At 52.6% G+C, this 24,632-nt stretch carries 20 protein-coding genes, 1 pseudogene and 1 riboswitch; of the genes and pseudogenes, 13 read left to right on the forward strand and 8 right to left on the reverse strand.

All coding sequences use genetic code 11. The features are described 5' to 3' along the window. Positions 1-129 precede the first annotated feature (129 nt). Together NDK47_RS07675 and NDK47_RS07680 are read left to right on the forward strand one after the other, a co-directional pair. A complete protein-coding gene (locus tag NDK47_RS07675) occupies positions 130-762 on the forward strand; it encodes a TetR/AcrR family transcriptional regulator (RefSeq protein ID WP_251874262.1) in 633 nt (210 codons plus the stop codon). A gap of 9 nt (positions 763-771) precedes the next feature. Continuing rightward, positions 772-1,278: a DUF4188 domain-containing protein gene (locus NDK47_RS07680; protein WP_251874263.1), complete on the forward strand. Its 507-nt coding sequence runs from the start codon at positions 772-774 to the stop codon at positions 1,276-1,278. 185 nt (positions 1,279-1,463) lie between these two features. Here NDK47_RS07680 and NDK47_RS07685 read toward each other — a convergent pair whose 3' ends face one another. Together NDK47_RS07685 and NDK47_RS07690 are read right to left on the reverse strand one after the other, a co-directional pair. Next, a complete protein-coding gene (locus NDK47_RS07685; protein ID WP_251874264.1) occupies positions 1,464-4,772 on the reverse strand; it encodes a DEAD/DEAH box helicase in 3,309 nt (1,102 codons plus the stop codon). A 71-nt stretch (positions 4,773-4,843) separates the two neighbouring features. Beyond that, positions 4,844-5,077: pseudogene (locus tag NDK47_RS07690) on the reverse strand (DUF3892 domain-containing protein); the annotation flags it as partial. 462 nt (positions 5,078-5,539) lie between these two features. Between NDK47_RS07690 and NDK47_RS07695 the strand changes: the two are divergent. Continuing rightward, entirely contained in the window at positions 5,540-6,052 is a 513-nt protein-coding gene (locus NDK47_RS07695) for a hypothetical protein (RefSeq protein ID WP_251874265.1), read from the forward strand. A gap of 372 nt (positions 6,053-6,424) precedes the next feature. Here the strand turns inward: NDK47_RS07695 and acnA are convergent, their stop codons facing one another. Further along, positions 6,425-9,154, reverse strand: a complete 2,730-nt coding sequence (acnA, locus tag NDK47_RS07700; RefSeq protein WP_251874266.1) for an aconitate hydratase AcnA — start codon at positions 9,152-9,154, stop codon at positions 6,425-6,427. A gap of 372 nt (positions 9,155-9,526) precedes the next feature. Between acnA and NDK47_RS07705 the strand changes: the two genes are divergently transcribed. From NDK47_RS07705 to NDK47_RS07715, 3 genes are read left to right on the forward strand one after another with little or no spacing between them, the layout of a single operon-like run. Beyond that, a complete protein-coding gene (locus tag NDK47_RS07705; RefSeq protein ID WP_251874267.1) occupies positions 9,527-11,284 on the forward strand; it encodes an ABC transporter ATP-binding protein in 1,758 nt (585 codons plus the stop codon). A 4-nt stretch (positions 11,285-11,288) separates the two neighbouring features. Beyond that, positions 11,289-11,963, forward strand: a complete 675-nt coding sequence (locus NDK47_RS07710; protein ID WP_251874268.1) for a response regulator transcription factor — start codon at positions 11,289-11,291, stop codon at positions 11,961-11,963. After that, entirely contained in the window at positions 11,960-13,036 is a 1,077-nt protein-coding gene (locus NDK47_RS07715; RefSeq protein WP_251874269.1) for a sensor histidine kinase, read from the forward strand. Before NDK47_RS07710 ends, NDK47_RS07715 begins: the two co-directional genes overlap by 4 nt. A 154-nt stretch (positions 13,037-13,190) precedes the next feature. Here NDK47_RS07715 and NDK47_RS07720 read toward each other — a convergent pair whose 3' ends face one another. Continuing rightward, positions 13,191-14,216, reverse strand: a complete 1,026-nt coding sequence (locus NDK47_RS07720; RefSeq protein WP_251874270.1) for a ThiF family adenylyltransferase — start codon at positions 14,214-14,216, stop codon at positions 13,191-13,193. Positions 14,217-14,221: 5 nt separating this feature from the next. After that, on the reverse strand, positions 14,222-14,929 hold the full coding sequence (moaD, locus tag NDK47_RS07725; protein ID WP_251874271.1) for a molybdopterin converting factor subunit 1: 708 nt from the start codon (positions 14,927-14,929) through the stop codon (positions 14,222-14,224). A 234-nt stretch (positions 14,930-15,163) separates the two neighbouring features. On the opposite strand from moaD, the gene moaC reads away from it, so the two are divergent. From moaC to NDK47_RS07740, 3 genes are all read left to right on the forward strand, one after another. Beyond that, the gene (gene moaC, locus NDK47_RS07730) at positions 15,164-15,646 is read left to right on the forward strand and encodes a cyclic pyranopterin monophosphate synthase MoaC (protein WP_251876049.1); all 483 of its coding nucleotides are present in this window, start codon (positions 15,164-15,166) and stop codon (positions 15,644-15,646) included. A gap of 6 nt (positions 15,647-15,652) precedes the next feature. Beyond that, on the forward strand, positions 15,653-16,930 hold the full coding sequence (locus NDK47_RS07735) for an MFS transporter (RefSeq protein WP_251874272.1): 1,278 nt from the start codon (positions 15,653-15,655) through the stop codon (positions 16,928-16,930). A 124-nt stretch (positions 16,931-17,054) separates the two neighbouring features. Then, positions 17,055-17,170, forward strand: a riboswitch (SAM riboswitch). A 155-nt stretch (positions 17,171-17,325) separates the two neighbouring features. Further along, positions 17,326-18,501, forward strand: a complete 1,176-nt coding sequence (locus NDK47_RS07740) for a pyridoxal phosphate-dependent aminotransferase (RefSeq protein WP_251874273.1) — start codon at positions 17,326-17,328, stop codon at positions 18,499-18,501. 243 nt (positions 18,502-18,744) lie between these two features. On the opposite strand, the gene NDK47_RS07745 is transcribed toward NDK47_RS07740, so the two are convergent. Then, positions 18,745-20,400 (reverse strand): DUF4179 domain-containing protein, encoded by a 1,656-nt coding sequence (locus NDK47_RS07745; RefSeq protein WP_251874274.1) that lies wholly within the window; start codon positions 20,398-20,400, stop codon positions 18,745-18,747. Beyond that, positions 20,387-20,953 carry an RNA polymerase sigma factor gene (locus NDK47_RS07750; RefSeq protein WP_251874275.1) on the reverse strand — a complete coding sequence of 189 codons (567 nt, stop codon included), beginning with the start codon at positions 20,951-20,953 and terminating at the stop codon, positions 20,387-20,389. Before NDK47_RS07750 ends, NDK47_RS07745 begins: the two co-directional genes overlap by 14 nt. Positions 20,954-21,131: 178 nt before the next feature. Between NDK47_RS07750 and NDK47_RS07755 the strand changes: the two genes are divergently transcribed. From NDK47_RS07755 to NDK47_RS07770, 4 genes are all read left to right on the forward strand, one after another. Next, positions 21,132-22,094 carry a DUF4367 domain-containing protein gene (locus NDK47_RS07755; protein ID WP_251874276.1) on the forward strand — a complete coding sequence of 321 codons (963 nt, stop codon included), beginning with the start codon at positions 21,132-21,134 and terminating at the stop codon, positions 22,092-22,094. Between the two features lie 228 nt (positions 22,095-22,322). Beyond that, entirely contained in the window at positions 22,323-23,525 is a 1,203-nt protein-coding gene (locus NDK47_RS07760) for an aminotransferase-like domain-containing protein (protein ID WP_251874277.1), read from the forward strand. Positions 23,526-23,541: 16 nt separating this feature from the next. Next, on the forward strand, positions 23,542-24,138 hold the full coding sequence (locus NDK47_RS27800; RefSeq protein WP_407653393.1) for a DUF2325 domain-containing protein: 597 nt from the start codon (positions 23,542-23,544) through the stop codon (positions 24,136-24,138). Between the two features lie 62 nt (positions 24,139-24,200). Next, a complete protein-coding gene (locus NDK47_RS07770) occupies positions 24,201-24,347 on the forward strand; it encodes a hypothetical protein (RefSeq protein ID WP_251874278.1) in 147 nt (48 codons plus the stop codon). 13 nt (positions 24,348-24,360) lie between these two features. Here NDK47_RS07770 and NDK47_RS07775 read toward each other — a convergent pair whose 3' ends face one another. After that, positions 24,361-24,609, reverse strand: a complete 249-nt coding sequence (locus NDK47_RS07775) for a S1C family serine protease (RefSeq protein ID WP_322112084.1) — start codon at positions 24,607-24,609, stop codon at positions 24,361-24,363. Positions 24,610-24,632 lie beyond the last annotated feature (23 nt).

Raw genomic sequence — 24,632 nt, forward strand, 5'->3', positions numbered from 1 at the left:
ATGCCCCACGCAGCGAATGGGCATCCGCTTCCAAAAGGTAGCCCCAAAAACTGGAGATACTTATTGACAAAAAACTTAACTCAAGTTAACTTTATAACTAAAGTTACGTTATTGAAAGGAGCCGACACCATGGTGCAAAAGGTTCCATTGCGTGAATGGAAAAAGGCCAAAACCAAACAGGCCCTGTTGCAGGCTTGTTTAGAGCTGGTGGGTGAAAAATCGTTTCGCGAGGTCTATGTGGATGAGCTCTGTCGCAAGGTGGAAATCTCCAAGGTCACGTTTTTTCGATTTTTTCCCAAAAAGGAAGACCTGCTTCTGTATTTCATGCGTCTATGGCTGACAGATCGGTTGCTGGAGTTGGCCGAATCGCCGAAGCGCGGACTGCAGGCATTGCGTCATCTGTTTCAAAAACTGGACGAGGATGCAAAAGAAAATCCGGGAATCATGCTCAGCCTGATCGGCTTTTTGACGGAGGAAAAAATGCATCCCTGCATGCCGGAGCTGACAGAAGCAGAATACCATCTCTACTACCCGGGAAAAGAGGAACGGGCGGCTTCCCTTGCGCCCAGTCTGTATGAGCTGTTTCAGCGATGCGTGGAGGAAGCCATGGAGGACAGGGAAATCGCCGCTGATCGGGATGTGAATGAATTGGTGATCGGACTGTTCACGATTTTCTACGGCGCTTACTTGACCACACATCTGTATCAATCGCAGGATTTTATCAGCTTTTATGAGCTTCATCTTAAATTACTGCTGAGGTAGGTGTTTCTCATGGGGAAATTTTTGCAGGGGCGGTATACCGCAGAAATCGAAGGACCGTTTGTCGTATTTGTGATTGGTTTGCATGTAAACAGCTGGTGGGCGGTTCATCAATGGCTGCCTGTTGCCCGAGCAATGAATGGAATGCTGCGTGAGCTTTATCAAAACAAGGAGCTGGGATTCCTCGATACCACCCAGTTTTGGGGATCACGCGGTCCGGTGCTCATCCAATACTGGCGATCCTTTGAACATCTGGAGCAGTACGCCAGGGGCAGCGATGCGCATCTGACAGCCTGGAGAAAGTTTAACCAAACCATCGCCAAAACAGGAAACGTAGGCTTTTTCCATGAGACCTATCTGGTCGATGCCGGAAAATACGAGTGCATGTACGTGAATATGCCGGTCTACGGCTTGGCAAAAGCAGGAGCGCATGTAGCGGCTGTGGGAAAAAAGGAAACGGCCAGACGCCGACTGGGCGGGGAGAACGAACCGGCGGTACCGACGCCAGAAGTGGGGTGAGCGATGCAACGGCTGTCGGGATTTCAGAACTGTAGCTAGAGACTCGTTGGCTGTCGACTCCAAACGCGGTTCATTACCGTACGCTGGGAACGAGGAACAACCCTTTTAGACAAACCGCAAAAGGCCTCGGCTTATCTTGGAAGGGTTGTTCCCCAAAGGTTTACTTGTTCCCAAGAAAAATACAGTTACCCAATCATCAAAATCTCTCGGATATCCTGCTCGGTTAAAGAAGAAAAAGCCTCCTGACCGGGACGGATGACTTCCTCGATCAAATTCTTCTTTTTTTGCTGTAGCTCAAACATTTTCTCTTCGACCGTACCTTGTGACACAAGACGGATGACTTGTACGACATTTTTCTGGCCGATGCGGTGGGCGCGATCCATCGCTTGCTCCTCCACGGCTGGATTCCACCAGAGATCATACAAGATGACGGTATCGGCGCCGGTCAGATTGAGTCCCGTGCCGCCCGCTTTCAGAGAGAGCAAAAATAAATCACGCTCGCCGTCGTTGAATCGGCTGCACAGCTCGACGCGTTCGGCTGCTGGCGTGTTGCCGTCGAGGTAGAAAAAAGGCACGCCCTGGTAGCCCAGTTCTCTTGCAATCAGACCGAGCATTTCGGTAAATTGGGAGAAAATCAGCGGCCGCTTTCCCGCACGCCGACACTCTGCCACAATTTCCAGCAATTGCTCGAACTTGGCTGAGCTGCCGCTGTAGTCCTCCACGAACAAGGCGGGATGACAGCAAAGCTGGCGAAGGCGGGTAAGTCCGGCCAAAATTTTGATCCGGTTTTGCTCAAAAGTGTCATCGTCGAGATGCTTGAGTGTCTCCTGCTGCAGTTTGGACAGATAAGCCAGATACAGCTTTTTCTGCTCAGGGAGCAGCTCGGAGGCTTGGAGCATCTCAATTTTATCGGGCAGCTCCTTCAGCACATCCGATTTTACGCGGCGGAGAAGGAATGGACGAATCCGTTTGGCTACATGCTCCCGGGACAACTCCTGAAATGACTTCCTGTCTGTAAACAAAGCCGGAAAGACGGCGTCAAAGATCGACCAAAGCTCTTCCAGATTGTTTTCAACAGGCGTGCCGGTGAGGGCGAAACGGTAATCCGCCTCCAGCGATTTTACGGCTTGGGCGGTCTGTGTCGTATAGTTTTTAAATGCTTGAGCCTCGTCCAGAATCAGTGTCTGAAAGCGGTGTTCTGTGTACAGGTCCAGGTCCCGGCGCAGAAGCGGATAGGAGGTGATCACGACATCTGCTTCTCCTGCCTGCTGCAAGGCTTTTCGGCGTTCCGCTTTCTCTCCGTCAGCGATGACAGCGCGGATCGCGGGAGCGAATTTTTTCAATTCATTTCGCCAGTTGTACATCAGCGAAGCAGGTGAGACCACGAGTGCCGGCCGTCCCTGTTCCCGGATATCCGCCAACATTGAAACCAGAAAGGCAATGCTTTGCAACGTTTTCCCCAGCCCCATATCGTCAGCCAGGATGCCGCCAAAGCGGTAATGGGCCATCGTCTTCATCCATTGAAAGCCATATACCTGGTATTCGCGCAGCACAGGAGCCAGACTCTCGGGAACAGGAAAATCAAGATGGTCAGGGTTCCGCAGGTTTTCCAGCAGCCGGCGCAGGCTTTTGCCCAAGGTCAGGGTATGGCTCCGTCGCTCGGTATCCACTACATGAAGGGCATGCATGAGCGGCAGGCGAAATACTGCGTCCCGCGCATCACTTTTGTGAATGGCGATTCCGTTTAAAATCTCGGTTATTTCATCAAAGGCCTGATTTTCCAGCGGGAGCAAAGCGCCGTTTGCCAGGCGATGGTATCTGCGCTTTTCCTCTAGCGATTGGAGCAGGCTCCGAATCTCTTTTTCCGGGATTCCGTCAACATCAAAACGAAACTCCAGCCAATCCGTCCGCCCGTCAACATCTACATTGATTTTGGGAATGACAGGGCCACGGTACAATCTCGTTTTCACAGCGGAGGTCGCGTATACTTTCACCAGTCGCTCCAACAGCGGAACGTGATGGTAGAGAAATTCGTATTCGGCCTCTTCGTCATCCAGAAAATACCCGCTCTCCGTCCGGGTGAATCGACCTTGCTCCATCAGTTCCAGGATTTTGCGCTCCTGCTCTCCGTCCCTCATCAGGATACGGTCGCTGCCGCGGCTTTGTCCGGTCCCCTCAAGCGGATTGATGACGATATCTCCATATTGAAACTCAAGTCCGGCCAGTAATCGGTCACGGACGCGATCCAGATACAGGCGGGCCTGCAAAGGGGTATGCAAAATACGTTCTGACACGGATTTTGCGATCTGGACACTCCCTAGCTTCTTCAGTCCGGGGATGACCTGTACCAGGAAAGGCTCCATTTGTCTGGACGCAATCTGGATCGAGTGTTTGCCGGAAGCGTCCAGCATCGATTTTATGGCAGCGAGACGCTGGCAGGCTTCCGCTCCGAGGCGCAGCAGCTTGCCATCGTAGAGAACGAGGCCGTACGCCTCCATGACGATCAGTTGTTCCAATCCGTCGACTTCCAACTGATAGTCGTCTCCCGCTGCTTCGTCGAAAGAAAAGCGGAGGGGGAGCGGTTCTTCGGAGAGCTGGAGACCGTCATGGCTGTGGTCATCCTGCAGGAGCTGTACCGAAGGGGCCGCCATGAGCAGAGGAAGCAGAACCTCCCAGGAATCAGGAGGGATGAGCAGCATTCGCTCTCCCCCGATATTTTTGGCAGGAGCGGCGTAGAGGCTCTCCCGAAACAGCTTTTCATTCTGGTAAATATGCAGGAGTTGTGTGAGGACTGCGTGATCTTCCGGACAAAAGCGATGCAGTCCGGGATCGTATGTGAAATACCTGGAGAAAACAAAAGCGGCCCTCTGCTGGTACCGCTCCAGAAACTCCCGGACCCTTTGGACGATATAAAGCCGTTTGGGGCCAACCTTCATTTCCAGGCCAAACATCTGCTTGCGGTACCCGTATGAAAAGGGCTTGAGGACAAACTGCACAGCGAGCGCTTCTCTGGTATCGAACAAGGGGCGGATACGGCTTTCAGGGGACTGCTCGCCACCCTGAAACAGAGTAAGCAGTTGATCGGTCAGTTGAACATCTTTCCGTGTCATCCCGGATGGTTGGTCGGATGAATCCGAAAATAAGGCTGACCCCTTCCCGGTTTGGGACGGGAGAGAATCTTTCGAATCATGGATTCTGCCGTCCTGCTGGAGCTCGTACAGAGTGAACAGCACGGCTGCCGTATGCTGGCAATATGCGGCGAAAGAATCAAGCGAGGGACAGGTGCATGAAGCCTCCACATCGCCGTTGTAGTGAAAATGCACGGCTACCTGGAAGCGGTCGCCGCTGCCTTTAACCGTGCCATGGTAAGAAGCAGAGGCGGGATCGACAGTCGTCAGCATGACTTTTCCCGCCTGGTAAAAGGCTTTTCCTTTTTCATATGAGATGCGCCCGCACAGCGCTCTGATCTTCTCGAGGGTGAGTGAAACGCTCATCATCGTATCCTTTCTGCGAACAGCGAAGAAAATCGTCTGTCTCTATCATATCAGAAAGGGGAAGGGGGCAATCAAAACGGGGGCAGATTGTCCAAATTATTTTCCTTGATGCCGTCGGGCTCGCTGCGTAGAATATCGCGGCCATATTTGTGAAACACATCGACATGGGCGAGACGTCCGGCTTTTGCGTCTTCCAGAGCCGTTACATAGTCCAGCTCTCGGCCTGTATTCGTTTTAAAGGCAATCAGATCGCCGTCCTCGTTTTTCCGCACGGCCACAATCTGTTCCTTGCCCGCCGTCATCTCTCTGCCCAGGCTTGTAGACGGAGCTGCCATCAGCCTGGTGACAGGAGAGGTACTCAATTCAGCGGCTGCAGCGCCTATGCCCTGTCCCGTTGCAGATTCACCACCTAGACCCGTCATCTGTGCCTGAGGGGCCGCTCCACTTGATCCTCTGCTCTGTGCGTCTTGCATTGCCTGCTGCTCGCCAGCCGCCTTGTAGGCTGCGTAAATTTCTTCAAAGTTCTTTTGATCCATGTCAAATCCCTCCTCAACTTATAGAGTGCCTCATTCGAATCAGAACATACATTCGATGATCATGGCTCGAGGGATCGTCTTCATTTGAGATGTTTGAGATGGTTGAGATGTTTGAGATGTTTGAACAGCTTGAGCATGCGGGCAACTCAGAGCGTCTTTTCTTTTTTCGGAAAGAATGGTATCTTCAATCTTTCAAGCGGACATCATCTAGGAAGATAAAGGAGGAGTCTCATGGATAAAAAAATTCAAGGGAAGTTATTTCGATTATGTGCAGGTGAGTTTTTTGCTGCGGTGATGTTCCCCGTCCTGTGGATCATGTATCTGCAAATAATCGAGTGGACAGAACCCTACCTCACTTCCATTCCGTCCATCTACGCTTTCGTTTTGCTCGAATTCATTTTGCTGCAAGGCAGCTTGTATTGGTTCTTGAAATGGAAGCAAGCCAAACAAGGAAACTTCTATAGGTTGCCCAATCGGCAACTCTGCATTTTTGTATGGTGCAAACGGGTGAATTTCTTGCTGATCGGGATTGGATTCCTTTTCTTTTTTTATCAAATCACAACGTCCGCAGTTGACTTGTATTGGTTTGTCTTTCTGTTCCTCTTTGCCATCATTGAACACGTCAACTACTACCATATTCGCATTTCGTATCTAAGCTGGGAGGAGATAAAAGAGTTTATCGGTCAACGAGGCTTTCGGCGTTCAAGATTGGCGAGAGAAATGCAGCAGCGGTCCAGTGAGTAGGGGGCACAGCCAAAAAAAGGCGTGCCTTTTTCCTTTGACAAAAGGGTTTACTGAGCTTTTTCAAATCAGCTGAGATCACCCAGATAAGCGTATATGCAATATCCATATGCCGATCCTGGATTTCATGTGGCCCCATACCTCCAAAGTGAACTTTCCTTCATACAAAGGACGAATTCAGCCGGGAATCGTTACCCGCGATCCGGAAAAGCTGTCGCGGCGGGAGAGGGCAATATGCAATCTAGTGCAAGAGGGCGGTACTCCAGAACTCCTGGTTATGCCTCCAAAAAAACAGGCAGCACACCGTCAAAAAGACGATGGCTGCCTGTATGGGTGGGTGCTGTAAGGAAATCTTGGTTTGACTCAGCTACTGGCTTACGCCGTAACTGGTTTGCCTTCGTCGAGCAGTTGACGCAGAACGGTTTGCAGAATACCACCGTTGCGGTAGTAGTCAACGTCTACGAGGCTGTCGAGACGAACGATCACGTCGAATTCAAAGCTGCTGCCGTCTTGGCGAGTCGCTTTTACCTTGACGCGTTGACCAGGCTGAACTTCGTCAGACAGGCCGAGGATGTCGAAGGTTTCGCTGCCGTCGATGCCCAGGGACTTCCAGCCTTGATCATCTGCAAATTGCAGCGGCAGTACGCCCATACCAACCAGGTTGGAACGGTGAATACGCTCGAAGCTCTCTGCAATGACCGCTTTGATGCCGAGCAGGAAGGTACCTTTGGCTGCCCAGTCACGGGAAGAACCGGTACCGTACTCTTTACCAGCCAGAACGACCAGCGGAGTACCGTCAGCTTGATACTTCATGCACGCATCGTAGATGGACATGATTTCATCAGTCGGCAGGTATTTGGTTACGCCGCCCTCGGTGCCAGGAGCCACTTGGTTGCGGATGCGGATGTTGGCAAACGTACCGCGCATCATGACGTCATGGCTACCGCGACGAGCGCCGTAGGAGTTGAAGTCTTTGCGTTCTACGCCGTTTTCCTGGAGGTATTTTCCTGCAGGGCTGGTCGGCGAGATGTTTCCTGCCGGGGAGATGTGGTCTGTTGTGACGGAATCACCGAACAGCGCGATGGTGCGTGCTTTCAGGACTTCGTCGATATGACCTACGTCGCCAGTCAGGTTTTGGAAGAATGGAGGCTCTTGGATGTAGGTGGATTTTTCATCCCACTCGTACAGATCGCCAGTTGGAGCATCGATCTTGTTCCACTCTTCGTTTTGGGTGAATACTTTTGCGTATTGAGCACGGAACAGCTCTGGATTCATCGCTTTGCCCATTGCTTCGTTCAGCTCTTGCGGTGTTGGCCAGATATCTTTCAGGTAAACCGGTTGACCATCGTTGCCGATACCGAGTGGTTCGGTTGTCAGGTCGACGTTCACGTTACCAGCCAGCGCATAAGCGATAACCAGCGGAGGAGAAGCGAGGTAGTTCGCTTTCACCAGGGCGTGAATACGGCCTTCAAAGTTGCGGTTACCAGAGAGTACAGCCGCTACAGTCAGATCGTTGTCCGCAATCGCCTTGCTGGTTTCTTCCGGCAGTGGACCGGAGTTACCGATACAAGTGGTGCAACCATAGCCGACGACGTTGAAGCCGAGGGTGTTCAGGGAATCGATCAGACCAGCGTCGATCAGATATTGGGTAACGACACGGGAACCAGGAGCCAGAGAGCTCTTCACGAACGGAGGCTTTTTCAGGCCTTTTTCAACCGCTTTCTTGGCCAGAATACCTGCGCCCAGCATAACGCTTGGGTTGGAGGTATTGGTACAAGAAGTGATCGCCGCGATGACAACAGAGCCTGTTTTCAGGGTTGCCGATTCACCGGTCGGATAGTTTACTTGTGCTTCCGCAGCAATTTTCTCTTCGGATAGACCAAAGCCGCCTTTTTCGATTGGAGCACGCAGGCTTTCGTTGAACGCTTCCTTCATGGAAGTCAGCTCTACGCGGTCTTGCGGGCGTTTCGGACCAGCCAGGCTCGGTACGACTGTGGACAGATCCAGTTCCAGTGTTTCGGAGAATACAGGATCTGGAGTATCGTCGGTACGGAAGAGACCTTGTGCTTTGGTGTAGCTTTCAACCAGGTTGATCAGGGATTCTTCACGGCCTGTTTGACGCATGTAGTTCAGTGTTTCCGCGTCAACTGGGAAGAAGCCCATAGTTGCACCGTACTCAGGAGCCATGTTGGCTACAGTTGCACGGTCAGCCAGCGAGATGTTGGACAGGCCAGGGCCGTAGAACTCTACGAATTTGCCGACAACGCCTTTTTTACGCAGCATTTGTGTAACAGTCAGCGCCAGGTCAGTAGCCGTGGAGCCTTCTTTCAGGGTGCCAGTCAGTTTGAAACCGACAACCTCTGGTGTTACGAAATAAAGCGGTTGGCCGAGCATTCCTGCTTCCGCCTCGATACCGCCGACACCCCAGCCGAGAACACCCAGACCGTTGATCATGGTGGTGTGGGAGTCAGTACCTACGAGAGAGTCAGGGAAAGCAACTAGTTCGCCATCTACTTCGCGAGTAGCGATCACAGATGCGAGGTACTCCAGGTTTACCTGGTGAACGATACCGGTAGCCGGAGGAACCGCACGGAAATTGTCAAAAGCAGTTTGCGCCCAGCGCAGGAAGCGGTAGCGCTCTTGGTTGCGTTCGAATTCCAGCTTCATGTTGTTGTCGAGCGCTTTATCGTTACCGAAATCGTCAACCATGACGGAGTGGTCAATAACTAGATCAACAGGTACGAGCGGGTTGATACGCTTCGGATCGCCACCGGCGCGTTTCATCGCGATACGCATGGCAGCCAGGTCTACGACTGCTGGTACACCGGTAAAGTCTTGCAGGACGATACGGGCTGGAGCCAGCGGTACTTCCTGGTTGCTGTCGCGGCCTTTTGTCCAGTTTGCCAGTTGTTGTACATGTTCTTTGGTGATGGCACGGCCGTCAAATTGACGAACAGCCGCTTCCAGCAGCACTTTAATGGAGAACGGCAGCTTGGAAATTTCGCCGATTCCTTGCTCTTCCAGGCCTTGCAGGCGGTAGTAAGCGTACGCTTTATCGCCGACTTGGAGGGAAGACTTCACGTTGTAAGCATCGTGTTTAGCCAATGTGCACAACCTCCCTATTCTTCGGAGTTTCATCAGATGAAACTTAGTTTCGTTTCTTCGTTACGACCCTATTATAAACGATTTGTTTCTTGTCTTCTACCCTAAATTCGTCATTCTGTATGCAAAAAATCTTAGATTAATCCGAGTCACTTTATTCATGGCAGAGGAAGGAAGAATAACCAGACTCCAAGTATTATCCCGTTTATATTCTGTTTACATTCATGCCGTATCTTTTCTGGTGAAAGGTAAAAACAAGGGCAGAAAAACCAAGCAGGATCTGGGATGGAGTGTAAATGCAACGTTCCCGCACAAAAAAGGTGTAAAGTGTTATGTAGATCCGGCGAAAATTTTCGGGATAGGAGATATAGTGGTATGAAACAGACTTATACAGAATCTAAATCGGGCAACTGGCGTGCGTTTTATCAGTTGATCAAACAGACGAAGCCGTCCAAGCTGAAAATCAGCATTGCGCTGTTCATGAGTATTGCGACGACGCTTGTCAGTCTGGTTATCCCGCTGTTCACGGGAAAATTTGTGGACAGCTTCACCCTCGATTCAATCAGCAGCGGACAAATCATCCTTTTGGTCTTGGCCTTCGTCGCGCAAGCCGTCGCCGGAGGATTGTCGATCTACCTGTTAAATGATGTGGGGCAAAGCATCGTGGCCGCTCTCCGGGACCGGCTGTGGAAAAAGCTGCTGGTGCTGCCGGTCGCGTACTACGACAATCAGCGGACAGGAGAAACTATCAGCCGGATGACGAATGATACCGGAGTGGTAAAAGGGCTGATCACCGATCATTTGACCAGCTTCTTTACCGGGATCATTTCCATCATCGGTTCAGTCGCGGTCCTGTTGTATCTGGACTGGCAGATGACGCTCACCATGCTGATCACGGTCCCGTTGACGCTATTAGTTCTGATCCCGCTGGGGCGGCAGATGTACAAGATTTCCAAAGGCCTGCAAGATGAGACGGCCAGCTTTACCACGGTGATGAGCCAGGTCTTGTCGGAAATCCGCCTGGTCAAGGCATCTAATGCCGAGCCCCACGAGTACGCAAGCGGGAAGCAAGGGATCGATAACCTGCTGCTCTTCGGGCTGAAAGAAGGCCGGGTGCGGGCGTTGATTGGACCGCTCATCTCGTTTGTCCTGATGGTGATGCTGGTGGTCATCATGGGGTACGGGGGGATGCGGGTTTCCTCCGGCACATTGACGGCGGGAGAACTGGTCGCCTTCATTCTTTATCTCGTCCAGATTGTGATGCCGCTGGGACAGTTCACCCAGTTTTTCACCCAACTGCAAAAAGCCATGGGGGCCACGGAACGAATTATTTACACGCTGGAAGCGGACGAAGAGGATCAACTGTCCGGCCGTGAGCTGGAAGATGCGAGATTGCCGATCCGCGTGGAGCAGGTGACGTTTGCCTATGAAAACGGGGAGACGATTCTGGAGGATGTGAGCTTCCAGATCGAGCCGGGCAAAGTAACCGCGATCGTCGGGCCGAGCGGCAGCGGGAAAACGACGATGTTCTCCCTGATCGAACGCTTTTATCAGCCGATAAACGGCACCATCCGGCTCGGCAGCGATCCGATCAGTAACTTTACGTTGTCATCCTGGCGGAATAAAATCGGGTACGTATCCCAGGAAAGCCCGTTGATCGGCGGTACCATTCGGGAAAATATCTGCTACGGTGTTTCCCGTGACGTCACTGACGAGGAACTGAGGCAGGCTGCTGCGATGGCATACGCCGACCAATTCATCGACGAACTGCCGAATGGCTATGAGACACAGGTGGGGGAAAGAGGCGTCAAGCTCTCAGGCGGACAACGGCAGCGAATCGGCATCGCCCGTGCCCTTTTGCGGAACCCGCAAATCCTGATGCTCGATGAAGCGACCTCCAGTCTCGACAGCAAATCGGAAATCATCGTGCAGCAGGCCCTGAACAATCTAATGAAGGGACGCACCACGCTCGTCATTGCCCATCGCTTGTCGACGGTCGTGGATGCGGATCAGATTATCTTTATGGAAAAAGGAAAAATCACGGGCAGAGGAACGCATGAAGAGCTGTTTGCAACCCATGCGATGTACCGCGAATTTGCCATCCAGCAACTGCGGATGTACGAGGAGGTGTGAGCCGATGACCAAACTGCTGATTGTCGATGATGATCCGCATATTCGCGAGCTGGTCCGCGTCTTTTTGCAGCGGGAGGGGTTCGACATCCTGGAGGCGGCTGATGGAAAGGAAGCATTGTCTATCATGGAGTCTGACCCGGCGGAGCTGGTCATCCTCGATATCATGATGCCCCAGATGGACGGCTGGGAGCTGTGCCGCGAGCTCAGGAAGCATTACGACATTCCGTTGCTCATGCTGACCGCAAAGGGGGAGACTGCCCAGAAAATCAAAGGCTTTGAGCTGGGGACCGATGATTACCTCGTCAAGCCGTTTGAGCCAGCCGAGCTGGTAGTCCGTGTAAAAGCGCTCCTGAAACGGTATCGGATCGCCGCCTCCCATACCGTACAGGTCGGATGTCTGCAGATGAACAGAAAAACCTTTGAAATTACCAGCGGCGACAAGATGTTGACGATTCCGCTGAAGGAATTTGAACTCTTGTTTAAACTGGCCAGCTATCCGGGGCAGACGATCTCCCGCGAACAATTGATCGAGCAGATATGGGGATATGATTTCGAGGGGAACGAGCGGACGGTCGATGTGCATATCAACCGCCTGCGCGAACGATTTCCCGAAGCTGCATACGGTTTTCAGATTCGCACTGTCCGAGGGCTGGGGTATCGATTGGAGATATGTCCATGAGAGCACACCCGAACCGGAAAATATGGCTCCGCGTGCTTGGCGTCATCGGCTTTCTTCTCTACATCAATCTTTGCTGGTCGGCAGCGTACTGGTTGACGTCTTACCTGTACCGCCAGGCGGGTGTCGAGCCATCCGAGTTTGTCAGGGGATTGGTCAACTCCCTGTCCGGCTTTCTTCTTTTCTTTATCACCATGTTTCTCATTTCCCGCTTCATCAGACCGCGGCACTTGGAACTGTTCCAGTTGCTGATTGATGCTCTGCGGCGGATTGCCAAAGGAGATTTCAGCGTCAAGCTGGATATCAAAATGGAGCATCAGTGGGGACTGCTGGTTGACAACATTAACCATATGGCAGAGCAATTAAACCAAATGGAGCAGCTGCGCCAGGAGTTTATCTCCAATGTGTCCCATGAAATCCAGTCCCCTTTGACGTCGATCAGCGGTTTTGCCCGTGCTTTGCGCAGCGAGCATCTTACCCGGGAGGAGCGGCTGCATTACCTGGATATCATCGAAACGGAAAGCAAACGGCTGTCAAAGTTAAGCGACAACCTGCTGAAGCTTACATCGCTCGAGGCCAAACATCATCCCATGGAGCGGAAACGGTACCGCCTCGATAAACAGCTTCGCAACATCATCCTGGCCTATGAACCGCAGTGGCTGGAAAAGGAGATTGAACTGGATGTGGCCTTGGAGAAGCTGGAGATCATTGCGGATGAAGACTTGATGAGTCAGGTTTGGAACAATCTCTTTGCCAACAGCATCAAATTCACCCCGAACGGCGGAAGTATCAGCATGCGGGCAGAACAGCAAGGAGAAGAATTGATCGTAAAGATTTCCGACACCGGCATCGGGATTTCCGAGGAAGATCTGGAGCGGATTTTTGAACGGTTTTTCAAGGCGGACAAATCGCGTAACCGAACCGGGGGCGGCAGCGGACTGGGGCTGTCCATCGTAAAGAAAATCGTCAGTATGCATCACGGAAAGATTTCTGTCCAAAGCCGTATTGGCGAAGGGACAACCTTTACCATCATTCTGCCGGTTGACACTACCCCAAAAGTGGAGAGTAACCCATAATTTTGCGATTCACAAAAAAATTTGCGATTCACAAAAGGAAGTCCTCTTTCAAAGGAAAGAGGACTTATTTGCGTACAGTTGATCGTGACTCGGTCAAAGCTCGACCGCAGCTCATCCGCATCTCGACTGCAGTTTATTCACAACGGCACCACACTCAGGCGCCGATATACCTGGCATGAAGCGTCCGTGCCAGGCTGACATCATCCGTTCCCTGCACCAGCACGCGTCCATCGGGAAAGATGACGAGCGTATGCGAATCGGCGTGGAAACGAAGCAGGAACTTGTTTTTCTCCACCACGCCGAGCGGAGCGAGCCGGCCGGCGAGCACGTCCAGATCCAGTGCCGCACCCTCCACAGGTGAGATCTGCACTGTATCGCGGCCACACAGGGAGGCGGCTTGGCCGTCCTGAGAATCCGGCTGCAAAAAGGAAAACTGGCGCTGTCCGCAGGTCAGACAATCCGGGCGTTTGCCTCCTGCAACCTTGATTTGTTGATGCTGATTGTTCCAGAGATCAAAATGCTCCAGATGAGGATTGAGCGCGTCCTCGGCCCCGACGAGCAGCTTAAACGCCTCCGTCGCCTGATAGGAAGCAATGATGTGAATGATTGGTCCGATCACGCCAGCCGTGTCACACGTGGCCATTTCACCGGGATTGGGCGCTTCCGGGAACAGGCAGCGCAGACAAGGGGTGACGCCGGGCCGGATCGCCGTAAAGGTTCCGGTCGCGCTGACGGCGCCGCCGTAGACCCAGGGAATCCCGTGCTTGACGCAAACATCATTGACCAGATAGCGGACTTGAAAGTTGTCAGTCGCATCCAGCACGAGATCGACATCAGCGAGCAGGGACTCGGCGTTGCGGGCGGTCAGATCGGCTACGACAGGCTCGATCTGGACCTCGGAATTGATCCGCGTCAGCTTGGCATGGGCCGCGATGGCCTTGGGCAAATGCTGGCGGGCGTCTTCTTCATCGTAGAGCATCTGACGCTGCAGGTTGCTCGGCTCGACGAAGTCACGGTCAATGATCCGCACGAAACCGACACCGGCACGAACCATATGGTTGGCCGAAACGGTGCCCAGCGCTCCCATGCCGACGATAGCGACGCGGCTTTGCGCGAGCTTCTCCTGTCCCGCGCGGCCGATCGGGGCAAACAGGATTTGACGGGAATAGCGGGTTTGCAAAGAGGTTAGCTCCTTTCTCCGTCATCCGGGAACGCAGTTGGATTCCACGGCCCTTGCTGGTGGCCCTTCCACTCGCTGCCGTCTTCCCAGATTTCCTTTTTCCAGATAGGGACGATCTGCTTCAGTCTTTCGATAGCATACTCGCCCGCTTCAAAAGCCGCTTTTCGATGAGGGGTGGCCACTACGGCAATCACCGCGATTTCTTCGATGTCAAGCTGACCGATGCGATGATGCATCGCCACCTGCGCTTCGGGCCAACGCTCCTCGATTTCAGCGGCAATCTGTTTCATTTTTTCCACGGCCATCGGCTCATACGCTTCATAAGCGAGAGAGACGGTCCGCTGCCCTTGCGTAAATTCCCGGACGGTTCCGACAAAGGAGAGAATGGCACCGGCCCGAGGATTGGAAACCAGCTTCATCAATGCGTCCACCCGCAGGGGCTCAGTCGTGATGGCGAAGCGAGGATCTTGGCCGCCGCTGACTGGGGGAAGAATCGCGATTTCGTCACCAGCCTGGATCGGTTTATCGGGTGTTGCGTACTCCTGATTTACAGAGATGAAACAGCTTCCCAGAAGCGAAGACAAGGCGGGATACTGCGTGGATACAGCCAGCAGGAGGTCCTGGACGGTGGCTCCCTCTGGCAGGGTAAGCGAAATGCTCCGCGTGCCTGCCCGCTCGGCCAAACCCGCAAATAACAGTACGGAAATTTGCATCTGACACTCCTCGTTTCCCAAACGATAATAAATGAAGAAAAAAGTGAATCTCTCTACCTGTGAAGATATCATAATTGCAGGGAACTGCCAAATGCCGGTGTGTTCTTTTCAGCAGATTGGCGATTGATTTCTGCCAGTGTCGCAGGTAAGGTTAAAGTAGCAGCCCGCAGAAAAGACAGCAGGGCATCGCAGCTTGAGCGGATACCCCGCAAACAGAAAGGAAAATCAAAAGAGATGAGCGACCAATTGACCCATTTCAACGAACAGCAGCGCGCCCAAATGGTGGATGTGTCCGACAAGGATAATACCAAACGCGAGGCGCTGGCTGTCAGCAAAATTACGATGAAGCCGGAAACCCTGGAGCGCATTCGCGAGGGACAGATCGCCAAGGGAGATGTACTGGCAGTCGCGCAGGTGGCTGGAGTGATGGCCGCCAAAAAAACCTGGGAGATCATCCCGATGTGTCATCCGCTTCCGCTCACCGGAATCGATATCCGTTTTTCCTATGAAGACGAGATGACGCTGGGAATTGAGGCGACCGTCAAAACGACCGGGAAAACCGGCGTAGAGATGGAAGCATTGACCGCAGCCTCTGCTGCCGCACTCACCGTCTATGATATGTGCAAAGCGATGGATAAAGGCATGGTCATCGGGCCTACTTATCTGGAGCGAAAGACCGGCGGGAAAAGCGGAGATTTCTATCGGAGCGAGGCCTAACCCGAGATGAACCGATTATGGAATTCCTATCCGCGCAGCATTCGGCTGTTGGCCATTGCTGCCGTTATCCATTCTACAGGCATGGCCTGTATCTGGCCGTTGGTCACCATCTACATCCACGATGTCCTGGGAAAGTCGCTTGCAGTGGCGGGCGGCGTGCTTATGCTGAACCAGGGGGCATATCTTGTGGGCAGTGTGGTTGGCGGCTTTCTTTTTGACCGCTGGGGAAAACTCCTGACCTTATGCGCTGCCACGGTGGGAGCCGTAGCAGTGGCGATCGGACTTGGGTTCACCACAGACTTCTCGGTTTATACCGTCTTGCTTCCTTTGAACGGATTTTTCTCCGGCATCATGTTTCCTGTGCTGAACGCCCTGATTGGCCTGTTGTGGCCGGAGGGCGGCCGCAAGGGTTTAAACATGGTCTATGTCGCCCTCAATATCGGAGGCGCGATTGGTGCAGGAGCTGCCGGAATCTTGGCAAGCATCTCATTTGCCTGGACGTTTTTTGGCAATGCCGCGCTTCAGGTGGCTGTGCTTGGTCTGTTTCTCATGTTGAGCCGTGCCGCGGATATCGAGCATGGTCCCGTAAAAGACCGGAGACCAACACCAGAATCAGCGGAAGGCTTGGATAGTCTGGATCGCCCGGCAACCATGGACAGCCATTCGGCCATCCACGCCACCCGGTCTGTAGCCTGGATGGCTCTCGGCTTTTTATCCATGGGCTTGTTGGTCTGCTGGATCATTTACGTGCAGTGGACAACGGTGCTGTCTGCGTACATGCAGACGCTGGGCATCTCGCTGAAACAATACAGCCTGCTGTGGACATTGAACGGCGCCCTGATTCTTTTGGGACAGCCGTTAATCGCCTGGGTGATCAAGCATGTCGCCCAATCCTTGAAAGCGCAGATGCTGCTGGGCGGCTGTCTCTTTTCGCTGTCCATGCTGATCCTGTCGCAGACGACTGTTTACGCTGGCTTTTTTGCAGCCATGTTTGTCCTAACGCTGGGAGAAATGCTGGTATGGCCGGCTGTTCCGACAATCGCTGCGGAGTTGTCGCCTCCCGGCAGAGAGGGCATGATTCAGGGGCTGGTTGGCGGCGTTGGTTCGGCAGGACGCATGGTGGGACCGCTTATGGGAGCCGTGGCCTTTGAAGTGCTGAAGGCACAGGGATTGTTTTATGCGATGGCGGCCTTTGCTTTGCTCGCAGTGGTCTGTTTTGGGGTGTACACCTCCTTTATTAAGCGGTCGGAGCTGTCGGCGGCACTTACCGTCCAAAAGCATTGACACATGATTGAAAGGTAGCCTGCACGCTCCTTAGTATGGGGAGCAGGATGGTTTGTATGGTTCTTGACACCTCAGTATTCACTCAAGTAGTATGAAAGCAATTCAAATGAATACGAATTCTGTAACCTTATCCAGAGAGGCGGAGGGACTGGCCCGATGAAGCCCGGCAGCGGATTCGCGATGGAATACCAACGCGGGTGCTGTGCCAATTCCAGCAGGAGCCTACCTGACAGATAAGAACGCGGACTTTTACCGCCCCTTTTTCTGTACAGGAAAAGGGGCTTTTTCACTGAATCGGTACGGATAAACTTCCGGGGCTTCTTTCTGATACAGCAAGAAAATCATTCCGTTAACTCGCGTTTGCGATACGAAAAAGGAAAGGAAAGAAAAAACGAATGCGCATTCAACCCTCTGCTATGATTGACCGGCTGCCGACGCAGTTTTTTGCGACGCTCGTAGCCAAAACAAACAAGGCCATTGCGGCTGGACATGACATCATCAATCTCGGGCAAGGAAATCCCGATCTGCCGACACCTGCGCATATTGTGGAAGAGCTGGGCGTGCAGGCAGCTCGTCCCGTCCATCATAAATACCCGCCATTTAGCGGCAGGCTTGAATTGAAGCAGGCTGTCGCTCACTGGTACCGCGAAGAATTCGGCGTGGAGCTGGACCCGGAGGAAGAGGTAGCGATCCTGTTCGGCAGCAAGACCGGTTTGGTGGAGATTTGCCAGGTGCTGCTCAACCCGGGAGATGTCGCCCTGGTCCCCGATCCGGGCTACCCGGATTACTGGTCTGGCGTTGCCGTAGCAGACGGCCGCATGGTGATGATGCCGCTTCGGGCAGAGAACGCGTTTCTCCCCGATTACGGCAAGCTCCCAGCCGAAGACCTGGAAAAAGCCAAGCTGATGTTTCTGAACTACCCGAACAACCCCACAGCGGTGAATGCGCCTGTGGAATTTTTCGAAGAGACAATCCGTTTCGCGCGCAAGCATGAGATCGTCGTCTGCCATGACTTTGCGTACGGTGCGATCAGCTTTGACGGCAAAAAGCCGGTCAGCTTCATGCAAGTACCGGGTGCCAAAGAGGTGGGGGTTGAGTTTTACACCTTGTCCAAGACTTACAACATGGCAGGCTGGCGCGTCGGGGCGATGGTCGGAAACAAAGAGCTGGTGCGTCTGATTAATTTGATTCAGGACCATTACTTCGTCAGTATGTTCGGTGCGGTCCAGATGGCAGCGGCCAAGGCGATGACGGACTCCCAGCAGTGCGTACGCGATCTGGTCAACGTTTACCAAAGCCGCCGCGACGTCCTGTTTTCCCAGTTACACCGGATCGGCTGGCAGGCCAAGCCTTCAGAGGGGTCGTTTTTTAGCTGGCTGCCCGTCCCAAAAGGGTTTACATCGGTAGAGTTCTCCGATTTGCTCCTGGAAAAAGCTCACGTGGTCGTCGCGCCCGGCGTCGGCTTTGGACCGACGGGCGAGGGGTATGTGCGGGCAGCACTTCTGTCTAATGAAGAACGGCTGGCAGAGGCAGTGCGGCGGATTGAGAAGCTGGGGCTGTTTGTTCGCTAGGCGTGCTAGTGGTCTCTAGGTTACTTGGTCACGTTGCCGAGGGGCCGCGGTGGCAAGAAGCCCGTTTCCAGGCTCCGCTCCGGTCTTCGTCCTGCACGGGAGCATAGACTGTCCGCTCCCCAATGATCCCGAGGAAATCGCAAAACTCGCGCAGCATAGCTTCTCAGCAAAAGGCCCGGAGCGCTCATGGCTCCGGGCCTTTATGATGGCGTGATGGAATGCAGGTGCTGCCCACGACCAGCTTCACGGATTAGGCGGGATCGGCACTTGCCAGTTCAAATCCATGTACCTCGTTTTGACGGTTTGCAAAGCGAGCGTAAGCTTTTGCGGAGGCTGCTGCATTCCTTTGACAATGAGGGTTTGGACCAACACGACCCCATCGGGTGAATTCTTCATGTGCGTTTTGCCAAAATCGGTCTGGACGTCGAAGCGCTTGCCGCTCTTGTCATACAGATTCCAGTAGGGGAAGCTGTCCAGTTTACCCAAGCCCTTCAGCTCGATCGTCCAGACGGGCTCCTGCGTTTCTGGGTCCATGCCTTTGGCCATGTCGGTGATCGTGAAAGTCTCTTCCAGCTCTCCGTATGTTTTTGAGACAGGCTGCTGCTTGAGGCTATCAGGAGAGTAGGAGATGGAAAAATCTGCTGGCTCGAGCAATTCCACTCCATCCAGAACGAATGTCAGTTCTTCCGGCTGATCAGCAGGCACATACGAGCCATGCCAATTTATTATGTCAGGATCGATTCCCCGGACATCGCGGGACTGGGTAAAGGAGATCCGTCGGCCTTGTTTTTCGTTTGGCTCATATTCGGACTTGGCGACGACGTTTCCGCTTTGATCGACGATATGGTAAAAGAAGCGGTGAGTGCCGAACTCCCGTATGCTGTCAGCGTCCGTTCTTCCAGTCGGCGCCGCAGCCATTTCTCTCAGTTGCTTCTTCTTCTCCGGCGTAAAGCTGGTCGTCAGGTCAATCCGGGTGGCACTGGGAGCGTAGACTACCTTGTCGAAGGTAAAGACAATACCCTGTGGAGACTCATAGATCGCGTTGACCGGGACACTTTTCGTCGCCGCCATGCTTTTTTGGATATTAACGGGTATATCCAGCTTCCATACTGCTTTTCGCGGTTCATTGCTTCCGAAATGACTGATGTCAAAATGCAGGACTAGCTCATTTGGCGGGTTGTTCAATGAAAACAGAAAATCCGCATATTGATCGCCGCGTCTGAAGATTTGTGGCCCGCTATTTAGGATGTTCCCTTGCTTGTCGGTGAGGTAAATATTGTTACCGTTGTAATGAGGGATAAACAGGTCAGGCAGAATCTGTCCGGTTTCATCCTCCAGGACATACGTGGCGACGAGCCGCGTGGGATCTGCGATGATCTCCTTGACGCGCAAAGTCACCCCCTGATCAGTTGCTGCCATATTTACCGGGGTGTTGAAGCCTTGCTCTGCTGCCTTTTTCAATCCCAGCTCTCCGCCGATTCTACTGACAAACGTTGAAATGTACGCGGCAAAGGTAGGGGAGACAAACATGCCGAGCGAAAATGCCACGAACAGCGCGGCAATCGATGCTGCTGTCATACGAGCCCATCGCTTTGATCTTTGTACAGGAGTCCTGCTGCAAGCGTGTCGCGAAGGCGCTGAATTGGTTTCCATTTCGACCGGGCTTTCTGTGGCTGGGTAAGGCTCCAATTGATTCATGATGCCGGCGGTAAAATCATCTGTTAAAGGAGAATAGGGCACAGCCTGTTTCAGGACGATCGCTTCCGCCGCAAGCTTATCCCGCATGACTCTGCAAGCGGCGCAGTCCAGCAGGTGTGTTTCAATCTCAATGTTTTCACTTACGCTCGTTTCTTTCTCCACATAGCGTTCCAGCTTTTGACGGATCTCATAGCACCTCATGCAAGCCGCCTCCTTTCTCTGCCGATTGGAAGTAATTTCGCAACCGCTGCTTGGCTCTGTGCAGCCTGATTTGCACTTGGTGCAGGGGGATCTCCAGGATGTCGCTGATCTCCTGATAGCTAAGCTCGTCTACGTAGCGCAGCAGTAGGACAACCCGGTACTTTTCCGGCAGTTGGCCAATCAGTTCATGCAATTCCGAGGCGTGTTCTTCCTGCAGATACATCGTTTCCGGACTATTCCCGTCCGAGAGCGTATTCTCCTCGATTTCTACGAGAGAGACTTGCTTCTTTTGCAGCGAACGCTGCGTGTCGACATAGACATTGACGGCAATCCGGTACAGCCAGGAGGAAAATTTCCGGTTCTCATCATAGCTGTGCAAATACCGGTAAGCGCGGATGAAGCATTCCTGCGCCAGATCCTGGGCATCGTGCGGATTGCCGGTCATCCGATACAGCAGGGAAAAGACCTTGTTCCTGTATTTATTGATCAGGTGGGCGTACGCCTGCTTCTCGCCGGACAAGACTTGTCTGACCCACTCTTTGTCTTCCTCCATTCCCGATCCTCCCATGAGTCTGAAAGTAGTCACTCATTTGCTACTACTGTCGGTTATCGATCTATGTTACATAATAATTTCCTTTTTTTAATTTTTTTTTTTGCAGGTGTAAGGGAATGGATAGTGCTTCGGTAGTAAAGGGGTGAAACGACAAATTGAGAAAGGGAAGTGAATCGCGATGAAACAAATTCAAACGGTTCTGCTGGCGACAGCGACTCTGTTGGCGGGAAATACTTTTACAGGAGATGCCCTGGCTTTGGCCCAAGCTGCAGCCACTCAATCTACGCCGGAATCCGGCGATCTCATCATGGACTTGACCCCGGCCGAAGCAACCAAACAGGCAGGATTTTCTGTCAAAGTGCCAAAGTACCTGCCGGAGGGCAACTATTATCCGACACTGTCCTATAAGCGCTCAGCCAGCCAGGTAGTCATCTCTTACCACGGGAATGCGGGCAATCCGTTCTTCCTGCGAATCCATCCGGGAGAAGCCGCAAAGGAACGGGGAGAGTTGAAGGAGGTGTCTTTTGCCAAAGGCAAAGCGTACATGGGAAAACAGCCCGATAAATATGACAAAATGAACGTATTCATATGGGAAGAAGAAAAAGGGCTTGTTTACGAGCTTGCCAGCGGACTTTCTGCCGATGAACTAAAAAAAATCGCCGAGTCCGTCGATGTGTGGGACCCGGCTGTGATCGAATGGCCGGAAGTGAAGGGGCAGGCTGAGACTACCCAAGAGCTGACTCGGGAAGAAGCTGAGCAAAAATTCGGCTCCTCCTTCAAAGTCCCTACGCTTTTGCCTCTGGGCGCCACGCTGAGCTACGGATATACCAAGGGCAAAGAATCGTCGTCTGTTGATATATTCAATGAAACGCCAGGGAACGCGGCCGCATTCTTGAGCATCGTCATCAGCAAAGAAAGCCTGGAGGAGAGAAAGAAATCCGTGATGCAGCCTAAAACAATCAAACCGGTCAAAATAGGCACCAGCGAGGGCATCAGCTTCCACACCCCCGGGTCGAGCTACCGCAATCCGGATTTAACCCATTTTAACGGTCTTCTCTGGGAAGACAAAGGAATCACTTATATGATGACTTCTGACATGACGGTGGAACAGATGATCACCGTAGCCGAATGGTTTAGGTAAAGAAAACCGAGTAAAGCAGGGGCCGCAAGCGATGAAAAGCTTGCGGCTTCGTTATATGCCATTCTGTAGTTGTTGTACATCCCTGTGGAACTGATCCCTTACGGGCGATTTCGACCGAACCCTCGCTCGACATAGTCAAAACCTATTCCACCCATAGCTTTGTGAGATTGGACTTATCCTCGACGCAGTGATAAAACAGGAATAAGCTCAATCAAGGGGGAACATAGGATGGAGTATTCATTCTCACAATCGACCAATGCACTGACCTCATCGGCTGTGCGTGAAATTTTGAAATTAACGCAGGGAAATCAAGTGCTGTCACTGGCCGGAGGCTTGCCTGCCGAGGATTCTTTTCCGATCCAAGAGATGCGGGAAGCATTTAACCGGGCGCTTGATCTGGGACCCAAATCCCTGCAATACGGCTTGACCGATGGCTATATTCCGCTCCGGGAATGGGTCGCGTCACGCATGAAACAAAAGCATATGAACGTTGGCGTAGAAAACATGCTGATCACTACCGGCTCCCAGCAGGCCGTCGACTTGCTCTGTCGCGTCTACCTGGACGAAGGCGACGTCGTGCTGGTAGAAAATCCGACCTATCTCGCGGCTGTACAGCTCTTCCAGTTCCGCGGCATCCGTGCAATTCCGGTGGATGGAGACGCTGAGGGAATGGATATGGACGATCTTGCCAGAAAAATCGCACAATTCTGTCCGAAGATGGTTTACGTGATCCCAACGTTTGCCAACCCGACGGGCAAGGTATGGAGTCTGGAAAGACGTCTCGGCCTTTTGCGCCAATGCCGGGAAAACAATATTTTGATTTTGGAAGACGATCCCTACGGCGAAATCCAGTTTGACGGTGAAGCGCAGTATCGCAGCATTTTCTCGCTTGACCAACACCCGCAGGGGTCTGCCGTGGTGTACACCAGCACCTTCTCCAAAATTGTTGCTCCTGGACTGCGCACAGGCTGGGCAATCGGGGACAGTCAGGTGATTCAGATGATGGTCAAGGCAAAACAGGCCATCGACCTGCAGTCCAGTACGATCGACCAGATTGCCTTGCATCAGCTGCTGGCCAACTTTGATTTGGAAGCGCACATCGAGAAAATCCGCAGTTCCTATCGGGAGCGGATGGAGTGGATGCATGAGCTGCTTTCGCGTCTGGAATGGAGCGGCATGAAGTGGAACAAACCAAGAGGCGGCATGTTCCTGTGGGTGGAGCTGCCCGAGCATGTTCACTCGGAAAAGCTGCTGGCCCAGGCCGTAAAGGAAGGCGTCGCCTTTGTACCCGGCATTCCGTTTTATGCAGAGGAGCCGAAGACCAATACCATGCGGCTTAACTACACACTGCTGGATCGGGAACATACCGAGCTTGCTATCCAGCGACTTGGCAAAGCACTGTCCGAGTACAGCCAGGTTGTTGCCCGGTAGTTCGGGCGACAGACAGTTGCAATCGAAAACCGTACAAGAACAATATGTTTACGAGCAAAAAGTGCCCGCACGTCTCATGCAGACGGAGCGGGCACTTTTTTTGATGAGCGATGAAAAATTTGAAATCCGCATTCCTGATTTTAAACGCCTTTCAAACAAATTCAAACCTGCTTGTCCCCGCCCAAAAAACTTGCTGGCAGAGTATTGTCAAAGGCAAATGGGAATGATAATATTTATCAATAAGAGTGATATTCATTATCAATTAGAAAAAATCAGCCGTACCTATACAGTTCCACACTCATTTTTTCATACCAGCAAAGGAGGAAAGAGCATGTCTTCTATACTTGTCATCGGCGGAGACCGCCTGGGAAATATCGTTGACTTATTACAAGGCCAGGGGTTTACGGATATCCATCATGTAACGGGGAGAAAAAACTCCCAAGCCGGCGTAAAAATTCCCACAGGAACCCATATGATTTTGGTTTTGACCGATTTCGTCAATCACAATCTGGCCAAGACGGTGAAAAGCCAGGCGAAGGATAAGGAAGTGCCGATCCTGTTTTGCAAGCGTTCTTGTTCGGCGATTGCCAAAGCTTTGGTTCAGGGGGCGTAAATACATACTCTCCGCTGTGGACAGACTACCAACTGTCAGCACACCAAACGGAGGAATGACCAGTGAAATGGAACCATTTGGATGAACTGCCGATTGCCAATCTGACGGAGCAACAGTTGCAGCAGCTGCGCGAAGCAGAAAAAGAAATGACCAAAGATGGAACAGATATCTATCTGATTGCCTTTGAAAAGCGGGCCCCGTCCAAGTGACGGGGCTGATTTGTTAAAAAATGAATTTCCCCAAATGCTGCTTCAGCGCATCGATTCCAATGGCAAACCCCAGGCATTGACTGGACTGAATAATGAAGGCGTTGAGCCCGACTACTTCTCCGTTAAGATTGATTAATGGGCCGCCGCTATTGCCCGGATTGATGGCCGCATCGGTTTGAAAAATCTCGTCGTAGACACGTTTTGCTACCTGCAACCGACGATTTTTGGCACTGATGATTCCGGCCGTCACAGAGTTTTCCAAACCAAGAGGGGAACCGTCTGCTC

It is taken from the genome of Brevibacillus ruminantium (genome assembly GCF_023746555.1).
Taxonomy (GTDB): Bacteria; Bacillota; Bacilli; order Brevibacillales; family Brevibacillaceae; genus Brevibacillus; species Brevibacillus ruminantium.

Coding starts and splice junctions, on each gene's coding strand:
- NDK47_RS07675 (WP_251874262.1), top strand. CDS start 130: ATGGTGCAAAAGGTTCCATTGCGTGAATGGAAAAAGGCCAAAACCAAA.
- NDK47_RS07680 (WP_251874263.1), top strand. CDS start 772: ATGGGGAAATTTTTGCAGGGGCGGTATACCGCAGAAATCGAAGGACCG.
- NDK47_RS07685 (WP_251874264.1), bottom strand. CDS start 4,772: ATGAGCGTTTCACTCACCCTCGAGAAGATCAGAGCGCTGTGCGGGCGC.
- NDK47_RS07695 (WP_251874265.1), top strand. CDS start 5,540: ATGGATAAAAAAATTCAAGGGAAGTTATTTCGATTATGTGCAGGTGAG.
- NDK47_RS07705 (WP_251874267.1), top strand. CDS start 9,527: ATGAAACAGACTTATACAGAATCTAAATCGGGCAACTGGCGTGCGTTT.
- NDK47_RS07710 (WP_251874268.1), top strand. CDS start 11,289: ATGACCAAACTGCTGATTGTCGATGATGATCCGCATATTCGCGAGCTG.
- NDK47_RS07715 (WP_251874269.1), top strand. CDS start 11,960: ATGAGAGCACACCCGAACCGGAAAATATGGCTCCGCGTGCTTGGCGTC.
- moaD (WP_251874271.1), bottom strand. CDS start 14,929: ATGCAAATTTCCGTACTGTTATTTGCGGGTTTGGCCGAGCGGGCAGGC.
- moaC (WP_251876049.1), top strand. CDS start 15,164: ATGAGCGACCAATTGACCCATTTCAACGAACAGCAGCGCGCCCAAATG.
- NDK47_RS07735 (WP_251874272.1), top strand. CDS start 15,653: ATGAACCGATTATGGAATTCCTATCCGCGCAGCATTCGGCTGTTGGCC.
- NDK47_RS07740 (WP_251874273.1), top strand. CDS start 17,326: ATGCGCATTCAACCCTCTGCTATGATTGACCGGCTGCCGACGCAGTTT.
- NDK47_RS07745 (WP_251874274.1), bottom strand. CDS start 20,400: ATGAGGTGCTATGAGATCCGTCAAAAGCTGGAACGCTATGTGGAGAAA.
- NDK47_RS07750 (WP_251874275.1), bottom strand. CDS start 20,953: ATGGAGGAAGACAAAGAGTGGGTCAGACAAGTCTTGTCCGGCGAGAAG.
- NDK47_RS07755 (WP_251874276.1), top strand. CDS start 21,132: ATGAAACAAATTCAAACGGTTCTGCTGGCGACAGCGACTCTGTTGGCG.
- NDK47_RS07760 (WP_251874277.1), top strand. CDS start 22,323: ATGGAGTATTCATTCTCACAATCGACCAATGCACTGACCTCATCGGCT.